Origin of the sequence: uncultured Dechloromonas sp., assembly GCF_945957265.1 — a bacterium.
In the GTDB taxonomy this organism is placed as follows: Bacteria; Pseudomonadota; Gammaproteobacteria; order Burkholderiales; family Rhodocyclaceae; genus Azonexus.
Genome location: NZ_CAMFKO010000015.1, coordinates 45,371 through 64,690, shown reverse-complemented (window position 1 = coordinate 64,690; position 19,320 = coordinate 45,371). Strand labels below are relative to the sequence as shown.

The 19,320-nt window shown below is 65.3% G+C and carries 21 protein-coding genes; 3 read left to right on the top strand and 18 right to left on the bottom strand.

Annotation, left to right across the window (positions count from 1 at the left end; translation table 11 throughout):
* Nucleotides 1–16: 16 nt before the first annotated feature.
* The 18 genes from nifM to nifH form a co-directional block, all read right to left on the bottom strand.
* Nucleotides 17–856, bottom strand: coding sequence for a nitrogen fixation protein NifM (gene nifM / locus Q0P59_RS10030; RefSeq protein ID WP_295006207.1), 840 nt, complete (start codon nucleotides 854–856; stop codon nucleotides 17–19).
* Nucleotides 857–860: 4 nt separating this feature from the next.
* On the bottom strand, nucleotides 861–1,319 hold the full coding sequence (locus tag Q0P59_RS10025; RefSeq protein ID WP_295006205.1) for a nitrogen fixation protein NifZ: 459 nt from the start codon (nucleotides 1,317–1,319) through the stop codon (nucleotides 861–863).
* A complete protein-coding gene (locus tag Q0P59_RS10020; protein ID WP_295006203.1) occupies nucleotides 1,316–1,660 on the bottom strand; it encodes a nitrogenase-stabilizing/protective protein NifW in 345 nt (114 codons plus the stop codon). Before Q0P59_RS10020 ends, Q0P59_RS10025 begins: the two co-directional genes overlap by 4 nt.
* A 9-nt stretch (nucleotides 1,661–1,669) precedes the next feature.
* Nucleotides 1,670–2,239 carry a hypothetical protein gene (locus tag Q0P59_RS10015; protein ID WP_295006200.1) on the bottom strand — a complete coding sequence of 190 codons (570 nt, stop codon included), beginning with the start codon at nucleotides 2,237–2,239 and terminating at the stop codon, nucleotides 1,670–1,672.
* The gene (gene cysE / locus Q0P59_RS10010; RefSeq protein WP_366090589.1) at nucleotides 2,223–2,963 is read right to left on the bottom strand and encodes a serine O-acetyltransferase; all 741 of its coding nucleotides are present in this window, start codon (nucleotides 2,961–2,963) and stop codon (nucleotides 2,223–2,225) included. Before cysE ends, Q0P59_RS10015 begins: the two co-directional genes overlap by 17 nt.
* 49 nt (nucleotides 2,964–3,012) lie before the next feature.
* Nucleotides 3,013–4,149, bottom strand: coding sequence for a homocitrate synthase (gene nifV, locus Q0P59_RS10005; protein ID WP_295006196.1), 1,137 nt, complete (start codon nucleotides 4,147–4,149; stop codon nucleotides 3,013–3,015).
* 165 nt (nucleotides 4,150–4,314) lie between these two features.
* Nucleotides 4,315–6,195, bottom strand: a complete 1,881-nt coding sequence (locus Q0P59_RS10000; RefSeq protein WP_295006194.1) for a potassium transporter Kup — start codon at nucleotides 6,193–6,195, stop codon at nucleotides 4,315–4,317.
* 9 nt (nucleotides 6,196–6,204) lie between these two features.
* On the bottom strand, nucleotides 6,205–6,891 hold the full coding sequence (gene kdpE / locus Q0P59_RS09995) for a two-component system response regulator KdpE (protein WP_295006192.1): 687 nt from the start codon (nucleotides 6,889–6,891) through the stop codon (nucleotides 6,205–6,207).
* A complete protein-coding gene (locus Q0P59_RS09990) occupies nucleotides 6,888–8,411 on the bottom strand; it encodes a DUF4118 domain-containing protein (protein ID WP_295006190.1) in 1,524 nt (507 codons plus the stop codon). Before Q0P59_RS09990 ends, kdpE begins: the two co-directional genes overlap by 4 nt.
* A 135-nt stretch (nucleotides 8,412–8,546) precedes the next feature.
* Nucleotides 8,547–9,515, bottom strand: coding sequence for a hypothetical protein (locus Q0P59_RS09985; protein ID WP_295006188.1), 969 nt, complete (start codon nucleotides 9,513–9,515; stop codon nucleotides 8,547–8,549).
* A gap of 176 nt (nucleotides 9,516–9,691) precedes the next feature.
* A complete protein-coding gene (locus Q0P59_RS09980; RefSeq protein ID WP_295006186.1) occupies nucleotides 9,692–10,444 on the bottom strand; it encodes a 4Fe4S-binding leucine-rich repeat protein in 753 nt (250 codons plus the stop codon).
* On the bottom strand, nucleotides 10,434–10,697 hold the full coding sequence (locus tag Q0P59_RS09975) for a DUF6129 family protein (protein WP_295006184.1): 264 nt from the start codon (nucleotides 10,695–10,697) through the stop codon (nucleotides 10,434–10,436). Before Q0P59_RS09975 ends, Q0P59_RS09980 begins: the two co-directional genes overlap by 11 nt.
* Nucleotides 10,694–11,425 carry a dinitrogenase iron-molybdenum cofactor biosynthesis protein gene (locus Q0P59_RS09970; RefSeq protein WP_295006182.1) on the bottom strand — a complete coding sequence of 244 codons (732 nt, stop codon included), beginning with the start codon at nucleotides 11,423–11,425 and terminating at the stop codon, nucleotides 10,694–10,696. Before Q0P59_RS09970 ends, Q0P59_RS09975 begins: the two co-directional genes overlap by 4 nt.
* Nucleotides 11,426–11,505: 80 nt before the next feature.
* A complete protein-coding gene (locus Q0P59_RS09965) occupies nucleotides 11,506–11,697 on the bottom strand; it encodes a 4Fe-4S binding protein (RefSeq protein ID WP_066879924.1) in 192 nt (63 codons plus the stop codon).
* An 80-nt stretch (nucleotides 11,698–11,777) separates the two neighbouring features.
* Nucleotides 11,778–12,005: a putative nitrogen fixation protein NifT gene (gene nifT / locus Q0P59_RS09960; protein ID WP_295006180.1), complete on the bottom strand. Its 228-nt coding sequence runs from the start codon at nucleotides 12,003–12,005 to the stop codon at nucleotides 11,778–11,780.
* 86 nt (nucleotides 12,006–12,091) lie between these two features.
* The gene (gene nifK / locus Q0P59_RS09955) at nucleotides 12,092–13,660 is read right to left on the bottom strand and encodes a nitrogenase molybdenum-iron protein subunit beta (RefSeq protein WP_295006178.1); all 1,569 of its coding nucleotides are present in this window, start codon (nucleotides 13,658–13,660) and stop codon (nucleotides 12,092–12,094) included.
* 138 nt (nucleotides 13,661–13,798) lie between these two features.
* Nucleotides 13,799–15,271: a nitrogenase molybdenum-iron protein alpha chain gene (nifD, locus tag Q0P59_RS09950; RefSeq protein WP_295006176.1), complete on the bottom strand. Its 1,473-nt coding sequence runs from the start codon at nucleotides 15,269–15,271 to the stop codon at nucleotides 13,799–13,801.
* 90 nt (nucleotides 15,272–15,361) lie between these two features.
* Nucleotides 15,362–16,243 (bottom strand): nitrogenase iron protein, encoded by an 882-nt coding sequence (nifH, locus tag Q0P59_RS09945; RefSeq protein WP_295006174.1) that lies wholly within the window; start codon nucleotides 16,241–16,243, stop codon nucleotides 15,362–15,364.
* A gap of 176 nt (nucleotides 16,244–16,419) precedes the next feature.
* On the opposite strand from nifH, the gene Q0P59_RS09940 reads away from it, so the two are divergent.
* The 3 genes from Q0P59_RS09940 (at nucleotide 16,420) to Q0P59_RS09930 (ending at nucleotide 19,295) form a co-directional block, all read left to right on the top strand.
* Entirely contained in the window at nucleotides 16,420–17,244 is an 825-nt protein-coding gene (locus Q0P59_RS09940) for an NAD(+)--dinitrogen-reductase ADP-D-ribosyltransferase (RefSeq protein ID WP_295006172.1), read from the top strand.
* Nucleotides 17,245–17,387: 143 nt separating this feature from the next.
* A complete protein-coding gene (locus Q0P59_RS09935; protein WP_295006170.1) occupies nucleotides 17,388–18,326 on the top strand; it encodes a diguanylate cyclase in 939 nt (312 codons plus the stop codon).
* A gap of 132 nt (nucleotides 18,327–18,458) precedes the next feature.
* Entirely contained in the window at nucleotides 18,459–19,295 is an 837-nt protein-coding gene (locus tag Q0P59_RS09930) for an SIR2 family protein (protein WP_295006169.1), read from the top strand.
* The last annotated feature ends 25 nt before the right edge of the window (nucleotides 19,296–19,320 follow it).

Genomic DNA, 19,320 nt, shown 5'->3' with positions numbered 1-19,320 from the left:
GGTTCTCCGCCATCTTTCAGGGGGCTTCGGCCCCCGTTTTTTTGGTGCATTGCGCCTTGATCCAGTCGCGCTGCGCCTCGCGGCGGCGTTTGTCGGTCAGGCGTTCGACGATCTTTTCGCCGACTTCGGCGAAGGGCAGCCTGCCGTCGGGCAGGATTTCGTCGCAGCGGATGATGTGCAGGCCGATCGGCGATTCGAGCACGGCGCTGATCTCGTCGACCTTCAGCGCGAAGGCCGCCGGCTCCAGCGCGGCGTAGAGCTGCTGGCGCCTGACCGTGCCGAGCATGCCGCCGTCCATGGCGGTCGGGCATTGCGAGTGGCGCAATGCGGCGTCGGCAAACCGCTCGCTGCCTTTCAGTGTTTTCCGCAGCCCTTGCAGCGTCAGCAGCGCCTTTTCCTTTTCCCGGTCGTTGTCGAAGGTCAGCAGGATGTGGCGCAGGCGGCGGGCTTCCGGGCGCTCGAAGGCTTCGGGATGCAGGCGGTAGTAGATTTCGGCATCGACCAGGCTGACGGCGGGCACGGTCGAGGCGACTTTATCGAGCACGGCTTCGATCCGCAGGTCGCGTTCGACGGCAGCTTCGAGGTCGGCCATCGTCAGCCGGCTGTGTTCGAGATCCAGGGCGAACTCGTCGGCCGACGGGTAGCGCTGGCGGATTTCGGCAATCCGGGCGGCCAGCGTGGCGGCCGGCACGACCACGCGGGCCGCTTCGGCACTGCCCAGGATGCGCTGTTCGATGCCGTCCTGTTTGCGCGCCACGTCGTCCAGCCGGTGGCGTTCCGGCTCGCTCAGGGCGTCCGGCCCCTTGCGGAACAGTTCCCAGGAGAGCTTCAAGGCGAGGTAGCCGTCTGCTTGCATGGCCTTACTCCCGTGCCTCGGCTGCTTCGAGGACGGTTTCCGGTATCTGCAGCAGGCGTCCCGGCAGGCTGTCGAAGTGGATGTGGTAGGCGACGCCGCCCGGCGCATCGCGGATGACCTTGATCACTTCGCCGATTTCGCCGGCAGCGACCAGCGTTTCGCCGCTCACCGCGAGGCCCCTGGCGGCGCGCACCTTTTCGCGGAACTCGAATTTCGACGGCGTCCAGGCTTCGTCGGCGCCGATCAGCTCTTCCTCGCGGCAGCCGACGATCTTGCCCTCGTCGAGGAAATTGACCGAGTAGATGACCTGGTCCTGCAGGAAGGTGCCGACATCGACGACATAGCCGATGCTGCCCCGGCGGACGAGGAAGGCACCCGGATCGAGGCCGGGATAGGTGCCGTCGTTGCGGACGTTGCGGGTCAGCCGCACCGCCTCGCCGTAGTCCCAGCGGGCATTCATCATGAGCGGAACACCTTGTCGAGCGAGACGAAGGAGCTGAAGCCGCCGCCCGGCTGGGCCTGGTTCTGGAAGACGGCGAAGACCTTTTCCTGGATCGAGTTCGATTCGACGAAATCCTGGTAGGCGCGCTCCAGCCACAGGCGGTAGATGCCGCGCTGCTGCTCTTCCTCGGGCGGCAGGTTGGGCGCCTGCTTGGCCAGGTAGTCGTGGAAGCGCTGCAGGATGTGCAGGCGGTTCACATGGACGACGGAGGGCTCGTAGGGGACTTCGAAATAATCGAGAAAGTCCTCGGCCGAAACCAGTTCTTCCATGGCTTCTTCAAGGGTCAGGGCGATGTCTTCCATGATGCCTCCTCAGGCTGCGGCAAAGGTGAGGGATGGGGTGTCGGCCGGGGCGCTTGCGGGCTGGCCTTCCTGCTGGAATTCGTCGACCACTTCAAGTAGCTTGGCGGCGCCGAGGTGGTCGCGGCTGTCCAGCGCGGCCAGCTTGCTCAGCCGGTCGCGCGATTCGGCGATGCGGCCGAGGCGGAGCAGGACGACGCTTTCGGCCTTGAGCGCCAGCAGGTAGAAGCGGAGCAGGCCGAAGGAGGTGGCGGCGGCCGAGCCGAGCCGGGCCTCGTCGATCTGCCGCCAGTCGTCGGGCATGCCGAGGTGGCGGGCGGATACGCGCTTGGCGTGTTCGGCGACGATCAGCACGTCGTCGAGGCGGTGCTGGTAGAAGTAGTAGCGGTACAGGCTGACCAGCACGGTCAGGTGTTCCGGCGCCAGCAGGTGGGCGCGGAGCAGGCTCAGTTCGGCCGCCGGGTCGCCGTAGTCCTGCGCCGCCCGGGCGATCAGCCGCTCGGCATCGGCGGGCAGCGCGTCCTCGAAATAGAGCTTGCAGTCGGAGAAATCGAGCAGGTCCATGTCAGTGCATGGCCTCACGCAGTTCTTCATGTTCACAGCACAGGTCGCCGGCGGAGCAGCTGCGGCATTCGCCGGTGCGATCGGCGGGGGGCGGTTCGTGGCGCAGCTCGGCCAGTTCCCTTTCCAGCGTTTCGATGCGCTCGATCAGGCAGGCGATGGATTTGGCGACCGGGTCGGGCATCACGTTGTGGTCGAGGTTGATGCCTTCGCTCAGGCGTGCCGGGCCGAGACGGGTGTCGACGATCCGGCCGGGAACACCGACGACGGTCCGCTCGGCCGGCACGTCCTTGACCACCACCGAATTGGCGCCGACGCGGACGCGCTCGCCGATGCGGATGGGGCCGAGTATCTTGGCGCCGGCGCCGACGACCACGCCGTCGGCCAGCGTCGGGTGGCGCTTGCCCTTGTTCCACGAGGTGCCGCCCAGCGTGACGCCGTGATAGAGCGTCACGTCGTCGCCGACTTCGGCCGTCTCGCCGATCACCACGCCGGCGCCGTGGTCGATGAAGAAGCGGCGGCCGATGGTGGCGCCGGGGTGGATGTCGACATTGGTCAGCGTCCGCCCGAGGAAGGACAGGAAGCGGGCCGGGAAACGCCAGCCGGCTTGCCACAGGCGATGCGCCAGGCGATGGGTCAGGATGGCATGGACGCCGGGATAGGTGGTCAGCACCTCCAGGGTCGAGCGGGCCGCCGGGTCGCGCTGGAAGACGCAGGCCAGATCCTCCTTGAGGGTGGCCCACAGGCCGGGGGTGGGCAGGGCGGACGGCAAGGGGGCGGTCATGGTCATCGTTTCAGACATGGTGGAGGCTCCGCAGCGAAGCCAGAAGGTCGCGCAGGTCGGACGTTTCTGGCGGGTGCTTGTGTGCGGCGACGAAGGCGCGGACATGGGGCAGCATGGCCTGCGCCTCGCTTTCGCCGAGTTCGACGCCCAGCCCGGCATAGACGACCTGCACGGCACGCGAGCCGGAATGCTTGCCGAGCACGATGCGGTGCGCCTGGCCGACCTCGCGCGGATCGAAGCCCTGGTAGTTGTCCGGGTGCTTCAGCAGGCCATCGACGTGGATGCCGGCTTCGTGCGTGAAGGCGCCGGCGCCGACCACGCTCTTCTGCCACGGGATGGCGCGGCCGGAGGCGGCGGCCACCTTGGCCGACAGCGACGGAAAGCCCTTGAGGTCGATGCCGGTGGCGATGCCATGCAGCTTGTCGAGGCCGAGCACCACTTCCTCGAGCGGCGCATTGCCGGCCCGTTCGCCCAGCCCGTTGACCGTGGTGTTCACGTGCGTGGCGCCGGCCTTGCAGGCGGCGAGGGTGTTGGCCGTGGCCAGCCCCATGTCGTCGTGGGCATGCATTTCGATCTCCAGGCCGCTGCGCCGGCACAGCGTGGAAATCCTGTCGTAGGTGGCGAAGGGTTCGAGGATGCCCAGGGTGTCGGCGAAGCGCAGGCGGCGGGCGCCGGCGCGCTCGGCGGTTTCGGCCAGGGCGCACAGGAAACCCATGTCGGCCCGCGAGGCATCCTCGCAGCCGAGGCCGACTTCGAGGCCGAGGCTGAGCGCGGCGCCGATGTACCTGGGCAGTTCGCGCAACAGCCAGGCGCGATCCTGCTGCAGCTTGTAGGCCAGGTGCTGGTCGGAGGCGGGCACCGAGATGTCGATCAGGTGGGCGCCGAGGCCGGCGCAGGCGGCGATGTCGGCCGGGTGCATGCGGCTCCACACCATCAGGCGCGGCGCCAGCTTGAGGTCGGCCACGGCGCGGATCGATTCGCGCTCCTCGTCGCCCATGGCCGGGATGCCGACTTCCAGTTCCGGCACGCCGATGGCGGCGAGCTGGCGGGCGATCTCCAGTTTCTCCGCCAACGAAAACGCCACGCCCGCCGATTGCTCGCCGTCGCGCAGGGTCGTGTCGTTGATGGTGATGAAGGACTGGGTCATGGCAATCTCCTTGCTGCTTCCGTAGCAAGGGTGGTGCCAGTATTCAACCCATTGAATTTACTATTGTTTTTATCCTGTCGCGGGGCGCTTGTCGGGGTCGTGTCGGGAACGCGACAAGAAGGTGGCGAATGGCGGCCGCCTCCCGTCGCTTACTGCGGACATGCCCTAGAGGACGACCTGCGAACCCAGTTCCACCACCCGGTTCGACGGAATCTTGAAGAATGCGGTGGCGCTGCCCGCATTCCGGAACATCGCCACAAACAGCAGCTCCCGCCAATAGGCCATGTCCGATCCCAGCTTCGGTATCAGGGTCTCCCGGCCGAGGAAGAACGAGGTGTCCATCATGTCCACTTCCAGGCCGACTTCGCGACAGCGTGCCAGCGCGGCCGGAATATCCGGCTCGTCCTTGAAACCGTACTGCACGATGACCTGGCTGAAGTTTCCGCTCAGACGACGTATTTCGACCCGGTCGACATCGGGCACGTAAGGCACGTCGAAGACTTCGACGCTGAGGACGATGACCTGTTCGTGCAAGGCCTTGTAGTGCTTCAGGCTGTGCAGCATGGCGTGCGGCACCAGCTGGGGGTTGGGCGTCAGGAATACCGCGGTTCCGGCGACGCGTTCGACGCCGCCTTCGCCAATGCTGGCGATGAACGGCGGCAAGGCCATGGCGTCCGCGGACAGGCGTTCGCCGAGCAGCTCGCGGCCGCGCTTCCAGGTTGTCAGCAGGATGAAGATGGCCAGGCCGAAGAGCAGCGGGAACCAGCCGCCGTCGGGAATCTTCACCGAGTTGGCGAGGAAGAAGCCGAGGTCGATGCAGATGAAGGGCAGGGCGCCGAGCACGGCCCGCAGCGGGCTCCAGTCCCACAGGCGGACGGCGACGGCAATGGCCAGGATGTTGGTGATCAGCATGGTTCCCGTGACGGCAATGCCGTAGGCCGCAGCCAGGTTCGACGACGAACCGAACTCGACGACCAGCGCGACGATGGCGATCAGCAGCAGCCAGTTGATGCCGGGCAGGTAGATCTGGCCGATTTCCCGCTCCGAGGTGTGCTGGATTTCCAGGCGCGGCGTGTAGCCGAGCTGAATGGCCTGCTGGGTGATCGAGAAAGCGCCGGAAATGACCGCTTGCGAGGCAATGATGGTGGCGATGGTGGACAGGATGACCAGGGGCAGCAGGGCCCATTCCGGCGCCAGCCGGTAAAACGGGTTCTCCACGGCACCCGGGTCGGCCAGCAGCAGTGCGCCCTGGCCGAAGTAGTTGATGAGCAGGGCCGGCATCACGTAGCCGAGCCAGGCGTATTGGATCGGCTTGGCGCCGAAGTGGCCCATGTCGGCATAGAGCGCCTCGGCGCCGGTGATGCAGAGGACGACAGCGCCCAGCGCAAAGAAGCCGAGCAGCGAATTGCCGGTGATGAAGCGCAGGGCATGCAGCGGGTTGATGGCGGCCAGCACGGCCGGGTTGTCGACGATGGCGAGGGCGCCGAGCAGCGCCAGCACGGCGAACCAGATGAGCATGACCGGGCCGAACAGGGCGCCGACGCTGGCGGTTCCCCGGCGCTGGAAGATGAACAGGCCGACCAGGACGCTCAGGGTGATCGGCAGGATGTAGGGCTTGCAGGCCGGAGTGATGATTTCCAGCCCCTCGACGGCGGACAGGACGGAAATCGCTGGCGTGATGACCCCGTCGCCGTAGAACAGCGCGGCGCCGAACAGGCCCAGGGTGATCAGCAGCTTCTGCTGCCAGGTGCCGGGCGTTCCCTTGTGCAGGGCCAGCGTCATCAGGGCGATGATGCCGCCTTCGCCCTTGTTGTTGGCGCGCATGATGAAGGAGACGTACTTCAGCGTGACGACGACGATCAGCGTCCAGAAGAACAGCGACAGGATGCCGAGCACGTTGTCCGGGGTGATCGGCACCGGATGGTGGGCGCCGCCGAAGACCTCCTTGATCGAATACAGCGGGCTGGTCCCGATGTCGCCATAAACGACGCCGAGGGCGGCCAGGGTCAGCGTCGCCAGACGCTTCTTGTCGTGTTCTTGGTGCATGATTTTCCCTTAGGGCTGGAAGCGGTAGCCGACGCCGGTTTCGGTCAGAAAATGTCGGGGCTGGGTCGGGTCGTCTTCGAGTTTCTGGCGCAGGTGGCCGACGTAGACCCGCAGGTAGTGGCTGCTCTCGATATAGGCCGGTCCCCAGATCTCGCGCAGCAGGTTGCGCTGGGTCAGCACCTTGCCGGGTTGCGCCAGCAGGGCCGACAGCAGGCGGTATTCGAGCGGCGTCAGATGCACCGCTTCGCCGGCGCGGCTGATCGTTCGCCGCGACAGGTCCACCACGATGCTGCCGAATTCGATGACCGGGGAGGCCGTCTCCCCGCTGCGGCTGCGCCGCCGGAGGAGGGCGCGCAGCCGTGCCCGCAGCTCGCCGACGCTGAAGGGCTTGGTCAGGTAGTCGTCGGCACCGGCGTCCAGCGCGTCGATCTTGTCGGTTTCCTGGGAGCGCGCGGAGAGAATGAGGATCGGGATATTCGACCAGCCGCGCAGGTCGCGGATCAGGTCGATGCCGTTGCCATCGGGCAGCCCGAGGTCGAGGATGAGCAGGTCCGGCTGGCGGGAGCCGGCCTCGATCAGTCCCTGCGCCATGCTTTCCGCCTCGCTCACCTGGCAGCCTTCCTCTTCCAGCGCCGCCCGCACGAAACGACGTATCTGCTTCTCGTCCTCGATGACCAGAACCTTGGCGGCGCTCATTCCGCTTCCTCCTCGACGACGGGCGGATTGCCGACGGGCAGCGTGAAGCTGACGCAGGCGCCGCCGGCGGGCCGGTTTTCGGCACGGATATGGCCGCCATGCGCTTCGACGATGGCCTTGCAGATGGCCAGGCCGAGGCCGGCGCCGGGCTTGCCGGATTCGGCCTGGCCGCGCACGAACATGTTGAACAGTTCGTCGCGCCGATGCTCGGGGAAGCCGGGGCCATGATCCTTGACCGTCACCTCGACGATTCCGCCGCTGCGTCGGGCCGCCAGTTCGATCGGCGTGCGCGGCGGTGCGTATTTCGCGGCATTCTCCAGCAGGTTGCACAGCACCCGCTCGATCAGGACCGCATCGAATTGCAGGAGGGGCAAGTCCGCCGGCAGGTCGACCTTGACCGGGTGCTCGGCCAGGGCATTGCCGAGCAGCTTGATCCCGGCGCCGACCACTTCCTCCAAGGGCTGCCACTCGGGGCGCAGGGTGACTTCGCCAGCGTTGAGGCGGGCCATGTCGAGCAGGTTGCCGACCATGCCGGCCAGTCGTGCCGACTGTTCATGCAGGGCCTGTGCGGTTTCCAGTGCGGTGGCAGGCAAGGCCGGCTTGACCAGGAAGAGCGAATCGGCCAGGCCGACCATGGCGGTCAGCGGCGTGCGCAGGTCATGGGACAGCGCCGACAGGATGGAACTGCGCAGGCGTTCGGTCAGCATCTTCACCTCGGTCGCCTGGGCGACCTGGACATAATGCAGGCGCTCCAGGGCCACCGCGACCAGGGAAGCCAGCGCTTCGAGCAGGGAGATCGTATCGGCGGAAGGTTCCTTGGGCGGGGCGGCAAAGCGCACGGCCAATACGCCGCGAATGCGCATCGAGGCGCGCAAGGGCAGATAGAGCGGCGCATAGCCCATGTCGCCGATTTCCTCGCTGCGCACCAGCTGGCCGCTTTCCAGCGCAACGGTCGCCAGGCGGGTTTCGATCGGCAGCGGGTTGGCGGTGCCGGCCGCGAGCAATCCCTGCCCGCTGTCATCGGGGACCAGGATGCAGGACCGGGCGGCGAGTTGCTGGCCGATGAAGGCTTCGGCGATGTCGACCACCTGCTCCGTGGTGAGTGTCCCGGCCAGTTGGCGCGCCAGCTGGTACAAGCCGGCGGTGCGCTGCTCGCGCTGCTCGGCCTCTTTCGCCTTCTGGCGGAGAATCGAGGTGAAATGCGCGGTGGTCAGCCCGGTGACCAGCATCACCGCAAAGGTCACCAGGTACTGGATGTCGCTGACCGCCAGCGAGAAACGCGGCGCGACGAAAAAGATGTCGAACAGCAGAACGCTGAGAATCGAGGCCAGCACGGCGGCGTTCCGGCCGAGCTTGACGGCGATGACCAGCACGGTCAGCAGGAACAGCATGACGATGTTGGCCAGGTCGAGATGACCGAGCAGGGGGGTGGCGACGACCGTCGTGGCGATGCAGGCGAGAACCGTCAGCCCAAGGTTCTTGAGGGCCGATGCGTGAGCGTTCTGGGCAGTCGATTCCATGTCGCGTTTCCGGAGTTGGGGTAGCGACAGACTAGGCTACCCCGTATAAAAACGCTGATCATTCTGGCAATTGCCTCGTAAAAATGTCGTAAAGATTCCTGCCCGTGCCAGGCGCGGCATCGCCGCGCGCATTCCCTACGGCGCGTACGGCCGGTGCAGCCAGCCGCGCACCACGTCCACGTCCTTCTGCGGCAGGTAGGCGAAGCCGGCCAGGGCGTCCTCCACGGCCGTCTGCGCCACCCAGTGCGGCACTGCCTTGCCGCTCAGCATGTGGAAGTACCAGGCCATCGGGTAGCCGACTTCGCGGTCGAAATGGCTCAGGCTTTCCTGCAGTTTCAGCCCGCTGATGCCCTGGGCGGCTTCGAATTCCGGCGGGTCGCCGGCCAGGGTGGCGATGGGCTGGGCGCGGAATACCGCCTGGTGGTAGCGGTCGAGGTGTTCGCGGGTGGCGATGACCCAGTGGTTGCACCAGGCGCTGGTGCTGCCGGCGCTGCTTTTTGCCCAGTCCTCGAGCATGCGGTGGATGGGGGCGGGTTCCGGCTTTTGTACCCGCATGCGGTTCAGGAAGGCGCCGATGTGCTGCAGGCGGCGGAAGGCGTAGAAAGGCAGGCCGACCGGGAGCGGCGTTTCCTTGCCGCCGCGCGGATCGACCAGTTCTTCCACGCTCCCCGGATCGTTGGCGAACAGCCGGTGGGCGCGGATTTCCTGCAGGTCCTCGATTTCCAGTTGCAGGAAGCCGTCGTGCCTGTCGCCTTCCGAGGCGACCAGGTAATGCGTCTGGCCGACCAGGCGGGTGGCGAACAGCGTGCGCTCGGCGTAGTCGTCGGCGAGCCGGTGCAGGTCGCCGTCGCGGGCGTCGAGTTCCTGCTCGACCCAGGTTTCCAGGCTGTCGCTCAGGCGATTGCCGGCATCGTCGATCAGGCCGCCCAGTCGATACCAGCCGCCGCGCGCGAAGCTGTGGCGGAATTTCCAGTCGGGGATTTCGTGGCCCAGCGCCTTGACCAGCGCGGCGGGGCCGGCGCTGACCGCTGCCTTGGCGCAGGTTTCGACGATCGCCGGCGACAGCGACTTGCAGTATTCCGTCCAGGCCAGGGTTTCCTTCATGATTTTTCCTTGGGTCAGAGTCTGTGAATTATTCGGGCGCGGCCGAGCAACGTGCCCGGGCGTGCACGATCAAGGCGCAAAGCACAGCCATAGCTTGGCCTATGGCGAGCATTTGCAACGCCGAGCGGGCTCGTCTGGGCGCGGGGAGCGGGCGTGAATGAATATTTCACAGGCTCTTAGGCAGCTTCCGACTCGGCGAGCCGGGCTTGGGCAGCCTCGCGGACTTCGACCTCGGGGTCTTCGGTCAGCGGCGGCAGGAATTCGAGCGGTGCGTTGCCCACGGCGGCCAGGCGCACCCACCATTCGGGGTCGTTGAGCAGCGTGGCGGCCAGGCCGGGCAGGGCGCGCTCGGCGACGATGGCGCGCACTTCCGGTTCGGCGTCGCCGGCCAGCAGGTGCAGCGCAAAGGGCGGCAGGCGCGAGGCGACGACCTTGCGTACCTCGCGCTCGCCGTCCCTGGCCAGCTTGGCCAGCTGGCCGTGCGGCAGGCGGCGGGCGACGGTGGCGCGGATCAGGTAATCGCCGTCGTCGAGCAGGCGGACGAGCAGCGCTTCGGGCAGCCGGGTGGCGACCGACAGGCGCACCTCGCGGTCCGGGTCGCCGATCATGCCGGCGAGCTGTTCGATCGGCAGGCGGGTGGCGACGACGCGGCGGACGACCTCGTCGGGGTCGGACTTCAGGTGGTCGATGGCGGCTATGGGCGCATAGCGGGCGGCGATGGCGCGCCGCTCCCAGAAAATGTCGTCGAGGTATTTCGCTGCCTCGTCGCGGTTCTGGCGCAGGAAGCGGTCGATCTGCCGGCCGCTGTGGGCGCGGATGCAGGCGTCGCCCGGCGTGCAGCGCCCGGCCTTCAAAAAGTCCGGATAGTGGCTGCAGCCGGAGCACAGGCCCAGCTTGCCGACGCCGGCGGTGCCCGGTTCACTCGTCATCGACCTTGCTGGCAATCAGGATGCCGGTGGCGCTGCCGGAATCGTTGGTCAGTTCCAGGCAGTGGCCGCTGGCGCCGGTGATCAGGTAGAGGTCGTAACCGTCGACGGTGAAGGCCGCATGGTAGCGGGGCGACACGTCGTCCTCGCTGCATTCGCTGAAGTGCAGCTTGGGAAAACGCTGGCGCAGCGAGGCGGCGCGGGCGTCGAGCAGAGCGGCTTCGCCGACCCGGGCGAGAATGGCGGGGGTGATCATGCCGATTCCTCGTTTTCCAGTTCTTCCTCGAAGCGGGCCAGCGAGGCTGACGGCACGCCCATGATCTGGGCCAGCCACGGCGGCGGGCTGGACAGGCGCCCCTGCAGTTCGGCCAGGGCTTCGCGGGCCGGGCCGCCGGTCGGCTTCTTGACCGGATGGACGCCGGCGCGCACCACCTTGGCGGCGGCCGGGCCGCCGATGGACTGGATGTAGACGATCTGGCAGTCGCCGATCAGGGCCGAGCGGGCAGCGTTCTTGTCCTCGGCGCTGTCGGCCTCGGCGGTGCTGCGCACGTCGATCAGCTTGATCGCCTGCCGGCCGACCTGATACACGAGGAAACGGTCGCAGGAGCCGAAGTGGCCGTCGAGGTTCTCGCCGCGGTTGGCGGCGACGGCGACGCGGATGGAGCCGGGCATCTCGCCGTCAGCATAAGCCTCGATGCCGGGGAAGTCGCTGTGGGCGATGCCCTGGCCCCAGAGCAGGCGGACGGCTTCCTTGAGCTGCTCGGCTTCGACGCCGACGTGGCAGCCCTGTTCGGCGAAATCGCCGGCCAGGATGACGCGCAGGTCCTCGACCGTCAGCTTGCCGAGCTTGGCCTCGGTGAGCGGCGGTTCCAGCTTTTCGATCAGGGCGCCGACGAAGGCCTTGACGTCGAGGCCGTTCAGGGCGCGGGCAGCCAACGCGATACGCAGCGCGGCTTCACGGGAGGCGATGGGTGAGGGCGACATGATGGGCTCCTGGCAGTGTTTTCAGTGGAGCGCCGGTTCAGTTTTGACGCTGCGCCGGCGCTCGGCTCAAGACGCTGGAATCAGGCCGGGCTGATGCAGCCGGATGGGCAGACGTCGACGCACAACGGGGAGTCGTTGTGGCCGTCGCATTCCGTACAGGTGGCGCCGTCGATCTTGAAGAAGATCTTGCCGGAACTGATCGACTTGGTCGGGCAGACCGGCTTGCAGTCGCCGCAGGCGGTGCACATGTCGGGGTCGATTTTCATTGCCATGATGCTCTCCTTTCAATCCGCCCTTGGCTGGCCGCAGTGGTCAAATAAGCGGCTGGCTGGGGCGGGCAGGTTTCAAAGGCTTAATCTTCAGCAGCGCCGAGGCGCTTGGCTCTCAGGGATACCGGCAGGCGAGGTGGCTTGGCGATCGGGTCGATGTAATACGTGCCGCCGTTGTCCAGCTTCAGTTCGCCACCCCATTTTTCCGGGGTGTCGAATTCGATGGACTCGATGGACGCTTCCAGGTCGCGCTTCGGAAGGTAGAACACCAGCCCGCCGCTGCTGCCTTGCTGGATCATGATGTTGGCCATTTCAGCTCCCTAGGTTTCGTTTGTCGCTGGACTTCGTGCCGATGCCCCACCGCCGTTGCCGGCAGCGGGGCGCCGGTCTGGCCGGATTAGCGGACCAGGTCGAAGTTGTAGTCCGTCGTTCCCATGCCGATGGTTTCCTTGTCGAGTTGCTCAAGGATGGCGTTGGTCAGCTGGGTGACCACGGACATCATCCCTTCGTAGCCCATGGTGGTGGCCCGGTGCTGATGGTGGCGGTCGAAGATCGGGAAGCCGAGGCGGATCAGCGGCACTTCGAATTCCTCGCCCTTGTGGCGGGTGTCGCGCTGGATGTACTTGCCGTAGCTGTTGCCGATCAGGAAGTCAGGCTTGTCCGTGAAGCACAGGCTGCGCATGTGCCACAGGTCGTTGCCGACGTAGACCTTGCCCAGGGTGCCGAACGGGCTGGAGGCGAGCAGCTTTTCCATGCTCTTGCCCCAGCGCTTGTTGGCGTTGTGGGAGAGGATGTGGGTCGGCTCGGCGCCAACTTCGAGCAGGATCTTGACCATGCCCATGACGAAGTCCGGGTCGCCGTAGAGGGCGAACTTCTTGCCGTGCAGCCAGGCGTGGCTGTCGGAGATGAGGTCCATGCAGCGGCCGCGTTCCAGTTCCAGCGAAGCAGGGATCGGCTGGCCGGTGACTTCGGAGACCTTCATCAGGAACTCGTCGGTCCACTCGACACCCATCGGGATGTTGAGCTTCGGAATGTCGTGCTTCCACGTGTTTTCGACGAACTTCTTCGTCTTTTCCAGCTGGGCAGGTTGCATCAGCAGCGTGGTGATGGCGTTCGGCGCGTCCTTGACTTCGTCCATCGTCGTGCCGCCGGAGTACATGCGGAATTCGCCGTCGGCCGGGGTGTCGAAGACGTCGGTCGGGTCGGACAGCATGGTGTAGCCGACGCCCATCTCGGTCAGCATGCGCTTCACGACACGGTAGTTGCCGAGGTAGGTCTCGAAGCCGGGAACGATGTTGACCTTCTTGTTCGAGCCGACGACCTTGCCTTCCATGGCGTTCAGCGTGAAGTAGCGGAGGATGCCTTCTTCCATGTTGTCCCAGCCGGTGGTGTGCGAACCGACGAAGGACGGGGTATGGGCGAAGGGCACCGGGTAGTCCTGCGGAATGTGGCCGGCCTTCTTCGAGTTGTTGATGAAGGCGTTGAGGTCGTCACCGATGACTTCGGCCATGCAGGTGGTGGAGACGGCGATCATGTCCGGCTTGTAGATGGCCTTGGCGTTTTCCAGGCCGTCGAACATGTTCTTCTGGCCGCCGAACACCGCGGCGTCTTCCGTCATCGAGTCGGAGACGCAGGAGCACGGTTCCTTGAAGTGACGGTTGAAGTAGGTGCGGAAGTAGGCGACGCAGCCTTGCGAACCATGCACGTAGGGCAGGGTCTTGTGGAAGCCGGAGGCGCAGAGGACGGCGCCGAGCGGCTGGCAGGCCTTGGCCGGATCGACGGTCAGGGCTTCGCGCTTGAAGTTGAGTTCCTGGTATTCCTGCGTGGTCGTCCACATGAAGGTTTCGAAGACCTTGTCCGGACCGTGACCTTCCTCGAACTGGACGCGCTTCTCGGCCAGGTTCTTCTTGTAGTCGTCGTCGCGGAACAGCGGATAACAGGGCTTGATGTTGTCTGCGGTTTGCATTGCTATCTCCTTGCCCGTACCGCTCATCTGCAGTGCCGGGCGCAAGGTTGAAGATCAGGGTCCCGGGGGAGGGGACGGGTGAAGGACGCGAAGTCCGCAATCACCCGCCGCCATCGTCCGTTTCCCAATTCCTGGTACTTAGGCGGCCTTCTTCACGTCTTCTTCAGCGACCTTCTTCCAGGGCGGAACCAGGTTCTTGAAGGTCGGGTTGGAGAGGGCGATGTCCATGTCGCGGGCGAAGATCGCGAAACCGTCGTAACCGTGGTACGGACCGGAGTAGTCCCAGGAGTGCATCTGGCGCAGCGGGATGCCCATTTTCTGGAAGATGTACTTTTCCTTGATGCCGGAGCCGACCATGTCGGGCTTCAGGCGCTTGACGAACTCTTCCAGCTCGAAGCCGGTGACGTCGTCGTAGAGCAGGGTGGCGTCGCCCATTTCCTTGATCGTCCGGTCGTAGTCGTCGTTGTGGCCGAATTCGTAGCCGGTGCCGATGACTTCCATGCCGAGGTCTTCGTAGGCGCCGATGACGTGACGCGGACGCAGGCCGCCGACGTAGAGCATGACCTTCTTGCCTTCGAGGCGCGGTTTGTACTTGGCGATGATCTCGTCCATCATCGGCTGGTAGCGGGCGATCATGGCCTCGGTCTTGGCCTTGACGGTGTCGTCGAAGAAGGCGGCGATCTTGCGGCAGGATTCGACGATCTTGGTCGGGCCGAAGAAGTTGTATTCCAGGTAAGGAATGCCGTACTTCTCTTCCATGTGGCGCGAGATGTAGTTCATCGAACGGTAGCAGTGCAGCAGGTTCAGCTTGACCTTCGGCGTGTTCATCATTTCGGCAATGGTGCCGTCGCCGGACCACTGCGCCGTGACGCGCAGGCCCATTTCCTCGAGGAGGATACGGGTGGCCCAGGCGTCGCCGCCGATGTTGTAGTCGCCGATGATGGCCACGTCGTAGGGGGTCGATTCGAAGGGCTGGCCGTCGCGCTTGTCGAGCACCCAGTCGCGGATCGCGTCGTTGGCGATGTGGTGGCCGAGCGATTGCGACACGCCGCGGAAGCCTTCGCAGCGCACCGGGACGACCGGCTTGTCGAGGACGGCGGCAGCCTTCTTGGACACCGACTCGATGTCGTCGCCGATCAGGCCGATCGGGCACTCGGACTGGACCGATATGCCCTTGTGCAGCGGGAAGAGCTGTTCGACTTCCTCGATCAGCTTGGCCAGCTTCTTGTCGCCGCCGAAGACGATGTCCTTTTCCTGGAAGTCCGAGGTGAAGTTCATCGTGCCGAAGGTATCGACGCCGGTGGTGCCGACGTAGTAGTTGCGGCGGCCGGCACGGGAATACTGGCCGCAGCCGACCGGGCCGTGCGAGATGTGGATCATGTCCTTGATCGGACCCCAGACCACGCCCTTGGAACCGGCGTAGGCGCAACCGCGGATGGTCATCACGCCGGGCAGCGACTTGCGGTTGGAGGTGATGCACTTCTTGGATTGTTCAACGGAAACGTCGTTGGACGCGAGGTGCTTCGTACGGTCCTTCTTGGCTTTTTCCGGGTAAACCTCGAGCACCTCGGCGATGAGGGCGTCGGTTTCTTCACGAGACAGAGTCGTCATTTTTTCCTCCTGGCGCTGCTACCAATCTGTAGCCAGCGCGCTGGTTGAAAGTGGCGGATGCCTGGGCACCCGCCGGGCGGCGGGTATTGCTCAGGCGGCCAGATCGGCGGCGGTCTTGCCGACGATGGACTCGTCTTCGGCTTCCATGATGCCGAATTCCATCAGCAGGTCTTCCAGCTCTTCCATCTCGATCGGGGTCGGGATGACGAAGTTGGTGTTGTTGACGATCTTGGCGGCCAGCTGACGGTATTCGTCGGCCTGCTTGTGCTTCGGATCGTATTCAATGACCGTCATGCGGCGGATCTCGGCGTGCTGCACGGCGTTGTCGCGCGGCACGAAGTGGATCATGGTGGTGCCGAGGCGGGCAGCCAGGGCCATGATCAGTTCATCCTCGCGGTCGGTGTTGCGCGAGTTGCAGATCAGGCCGGCCAGGCGGACACCGCCGGAGTTCGCGTACTTCACGATGCCCTTGGAGATGTTGTTGGCGGCGTACATGGCCATCATTTCGCCCGAGCAGACGATGTAGATTTCCTGCGCCTTGTTTTCGCGGATCGGCATGGCGAAGCCGCCGCAGACCACGTCGCCGAGCACGTCGTAGAACACGAAGTCGAGGTCTTCGTCATAGGCGCCTTCTTCTTCCAGGAAGTTGATGGCGGTGATGACGCCGCGGCCGGCACAGCCGACGCCGGGTTCCGGGCCGCCGGACTCGACGCACTTGATGCCGCCGAAACCGACGGAGAGCACGTCCTCGAGTTCGAGGTCTTCCACGGAGCCGGCTTCGGCAGCCAGGTGCATGACGGTGGTCTGGGCCTTGCTGTGCAGGATCAGGCGGGTCGAGTCGGCTTTCGGGTCACAGCCGACGATCATTACTTTCTTGCCGGATTCGGCCAGTGCCGCCACCAGGTTCTGCGTGGTGGTGGACTTGCCGATGCCGCCTTTGCCGTAGATGGCACATTGACGGAGTTTTGCCATGGTGTAATCTCCTTAGTCTGTCAGTCGATTTGCGAAGGAATTGGTTAGTGTCGCGACTGACTATCTGCACGTAGCGTGCCAGATCGATTGACAGACTCCATGTGATTGAATTTTCAATGGAAATTGAAATTTATCCGGCTTCTGCCGGGGCGGGCACACCCGACAATTCCCCTACAATGTGTAGGGGTGACAACAAAGCGACGCTGCCGCGCGAGGCGCGCTTGCCGATCAATCGCTGCAACCTGCCGGCGGTCGTGCTCGGCAGCCTCACCTTCCAGCAACATCCGGCCGAGCTGCTGCTCGACGGCGTGGCCGAACTGCACCGCAACCTGTTCCAGCGCCTGGAAGCAGCGCCCGCGGCGCAGCGCGGCGAGGTCTTCGGCGACTACCTGACCGTGCATTTCCGGCTGGAACGGCCGGAGGACATGGGGTTCAGCGGCACCCGGAAGGGCCGGGCCAAGGCCAATTACATCAGGATGATCCGCGGCTGGAGCTTCGATGCCGACAGCCGCGAGGGGGCGGTGCTCAAGGGCTGGGTCGAGTCGCGCTTCGGCCTGACCCCGCGCTGGCACGGCCAGGCGCTGCGCGACCCGTCGGGCAGCGCCTATCGCCGCTACCAGGAAATGCGCGCCCAGGGCCTGTACGGCACCAACGCCATCGAGGCCCAACTCGACCTGGTGTACACCTTCTGCCAGTTCGAACTGGCCCGCCGCCACCCCGGTGCCCGCCATGTCACGCTTTATCGCGGCGTCAACCGGCTGGCCGACCACGAGGTGCTGGAAAGCCGGGGCAAGGGGCAGCACGTCGTGCTGCTCAATAACCTCAACTCCTTCACCTGCAGCCGCGAGCGCGCCTGCGAGTTCGGCGACTACATCCTGGCCGTCGACATCCCGCTGACCAAGATCTTCTTCCACTGCGGCCTGCTCCCCGGCGTGCTGCAGGGCGAGGACGAGTTCCTGGCGATCGGCGGGGTGGTCGAGGTCAGCCTGACCACCCTGTGAGCGGCCGGCCCGGCGAGCGATGCCGGGAATTTTTCACGGTTCACGCAAAACATTGTTGATCTATTACTTTCGGACTATTTTTCGTGGCCGCGTCCGGGTATGCTCTGGGCAATTGTTTTTGTCATGACAGGGTTCCGCAAGACATGAAGATATTGCTGGTCGACGATTCGCGCGCCATTGCCATGGTGATGTGCGCCCGCCTGGAATCCTTTGGTCATGAGGTGCGCCATGCCCTCGACGGGCAGTCGGCGATCGACCTGTTCCGGGCCGAGGCCTTCGACCTGATCCTGATGGACATCGAGATGCCCGGCATGAACGGCTTCGAGGCGACCACCCGCATTCGCGCCCAGGAAGGCCACGAGCCCTGGGCGTGGACGCCGATCATCTTCGTCACCGCCACCGATACCGACAGCAACCTGGTCACCGCCATCGAGGCCGGCGGCGACGACTTCATTTCCAAGACCGTGTCGGAAGCCGTGCTGCAGGCCAAGATGAAGGCCATGTCACGGATTGCCGGACTGCGCACGCGGCTGTCGCTGGCCAATGCGAAGTTGCAGGACCAGGCCAACCGCGACGGCCTGACCGGGCTGCTCAATCGCCGCGCCATGGATCTGCAGGTCGACACGCTGTGGGAGCTGGCGACCCGCGCCGGCCGGCCGTTCAGCCTGCTCATGGTCGACGTCGACAATTTCAAGAAATACAACGACCACTACGGCCACCTGGCCGGCGACGAGTGCCTGCGTGCCGTGGCCGGCTGCATCGACCGCTGCGTGCAGCAGGCCCATGACGACCGGACGGCGCTCGGCGCCTTTGCCGCCCGTTACGGCGGCGAAGAGTTCGCCGTGGTCATTCCCGAGGTCGCGCCCGGGGTCCATGCCGGCCTGGCGGCGAGCCTGGTCGAGGCGGTCCATGCCTTGCGCCTGCCGCACGAAAAGAACGGCGATTTCGGCGTGGTCACCATCTCGGCCGGCGGCGCCTGCCTTGCTCCGGCCGGCGGCGAAATCAAGACGCTGTTCCGTCAGGCCGACGAACTGCTCTACCAGGCCAAGGGAGCCGGCCGCAACCGGGCCGAGGTGTGCTGAAACGCCCTCCTGTCGTGTAGGTAAACCGACAACGGCCGCCGACGTGCCGGCGGAAAAGCCCGTGGCTGCGTGATCTGCCGACGGGCCTGGATTTTGCTCAAAGGGCTTGCCCCCTCTTCCAGAGCAAAAGACATGACCCCACAACTGCGCGACACACTGCTGGCCGGCCTCCGGGACGGCAGCATCGTTCCCTATCTCGGCCCCGGCGTGCTGGCCGATGTCAGAAACGCGGCGACCGGCGCAGCGATTCCGGCCGACAGCGATTCGCTGATCTACGCCATGAACGACGGCAAGCCGATGGCGCCCAAGCTGATGTACGAATTCCCGCGCGCCGCGATGAACGTCGAGCTGAAGCGCGGCCGCAGCACGGTGACCAAGTTCCTCACCCGCGTCTACGGCGACACCCAATGGACGCGCGGCGCCCTGCACGACTGGCTGAAGAGCCTCACGCCGCACTACGTCATCGACATCAACCGCGATACGCAGCTGCAGGACTCCTACGCCGACATCCCGCACAACCTGATCGTCGGCATCGCGCGCATCGGCGGCACCGATTTCCGCTACAAGCTCTATTTCTGGAACGGCGTGTCCTACCAGAAGAGCGAGGTTATCAACCCGGCCATCCCCATCCTGTTCAAGCCGATGGGCACGCCGAAGCCGGAGCCCGTCTATATCGCCTCCGATGCCGACTACGTCGATTTCATCACCGAACTGATGGGCGGCTTCTCGATTCCGCCGGCGGTCAAGGAACTGCGCAAGGGCAAGCAATACCTGCTGCTGGGCATGCGCCTGAACCGCGATACCGAGCGCATGGTGATGGCCGACATGATCCACGCCGCCGCCCAGCCGGCCGGCTGGATCTTCATCGCCGAGCCGACCGACAAGGAAAGGCGTTTCTGCAGGAAGGTCGGGCTGGAGATCATCCCGTCCGACATTTTCGAATTCATCGGGGCCGCCATACCGGCCTGACCGCATTCATGAACAGGGAGAAATA

Coding starts and splice junctions, on each gene's coding strand:
- nifM (WP_295006207.1), bottom strand. CDS start 856: ATGCAAGCAGACGGCTACCTCGCCTTGAAGCTCTCCTGGGAACTGTTC.
- Q0P59_RS10025 (WP_295006205.1), bottom strand. CDS start 1,319: ATGATGAATGCCCGCTGGGACTACGGCGAGGCGGTGCGGCTGACCCGC.
- Q0P59_RS10020 (WP_295006203.1), bottom strand. CDS start 1,660: ATGGAAGACATCGCCCTGACCCTTGAAGAAGCCATGGAAGAACTGGTT.
- nifV (WP_295006196.1), bottom strand. CDS start 4,149: ATGACCCAGTCCTTCATCACCATCAACGACACGACCCTGCGCGACGGC.
- Q0P59_RS10000 (WP_295006194.1), bottom strand. CDS start 6,195: ATGCACCAAGAACACGACAAGAAGCGTCTGGCGACGCTGACCCTGGCC.
- kdpE (WP_295006192.1), bottom strand. CDS start 6,891: ATGAGCGCCGCCAAGGTTCTGGTCATCGAGGACGAGAAGCAGATACGT.
- Q0P59_RS09990 (WP_295006190.1), bottom strand. CDS start 8,411: ATGGAATCGACTGCCCAGAACGCTCACGCATCGGCCCTCAAGAACCTT.
- Q0P59_RS09985 (WP_295006188.1), bottom strand. CDS start 9,515: ATGAAGGAAACCCTGGCCTGGACGGAATACTGCAAGTCGCTGTCGCCG.
- Q0P59_RS09980 (WP_295006186.1), bottom strand. CDS start 10,444: ATGACGAGTGAACCGGGCACCGCCGGCGTCGGCAAGCTGGGCCTGTGC.
- Q0P59_RS09975 (WP_295006184.1), bottom strand. CDS start 10,697: ATGATCACCCCCGCCATTCTCGCCCGGGTCGGCGAAGCCGCTCTGCTC.
- Q0P59_RS09970 (WP_295006182.1), bottom strand. CDS start 11,425: ATGTCGCCCTCACCCATCGCCTCCCGTGAAGCCGCGCTGCGTATCGCG.
- Q0P59_RS09965 (WP_066879924.1), bottom strand. CDS start 11,697: ATGGCAATGAAAATCGACCCCGACATGTGCACCGCCTGCGGCGACTGC.
- nifT (WP_295006180.1), bottom strand. CDS start 12,005: ATGGCCAACATCATGATCCAGCAAGGCAGCAGCGGCGGGCTGGTGTTC.
- nifK (WP_295006178.1), bottom strand. CDS start 13,660: ATGCAAACCGCAGACAACATCAAGCCCTGTTATCCGCTGTTCCGCGAC.
- nifD (WP_295006176.1), bottom strand. CDS start 15,271: ATGACGACTCTGTCTCGTGAAGAAACCGACGCCCTCATCGCCGAGGTG.
- nifH (WP_295006174.1), bottom strand. CDS start 16,243: ATGGCAAAACTCCGTCAATGTGCCATCTACGGCAAAGGCGGCATCGGC.
- Q0P59_RS09940 (WP_295006172.1), top strand. CDS start 16,420: ATGTGTAGGGGTGACAACAAAGCGACGCTGCCGCGCGAGGCGCGCTTG.
- Q0P59_RS09935 (WP_295006170.1), top strand. CDS start 17,388: ATGAAGATATTGCTGGTCGACGATTCGCGCGCCATTGCCATGGTGATG.
- Q0P59_RS09930 (WP_295006169.1), top strand. CDS start 18,459: ATGACCCCACAACTGCGCGACACACTGCTGGCCGGCCTCCGGGACGGC.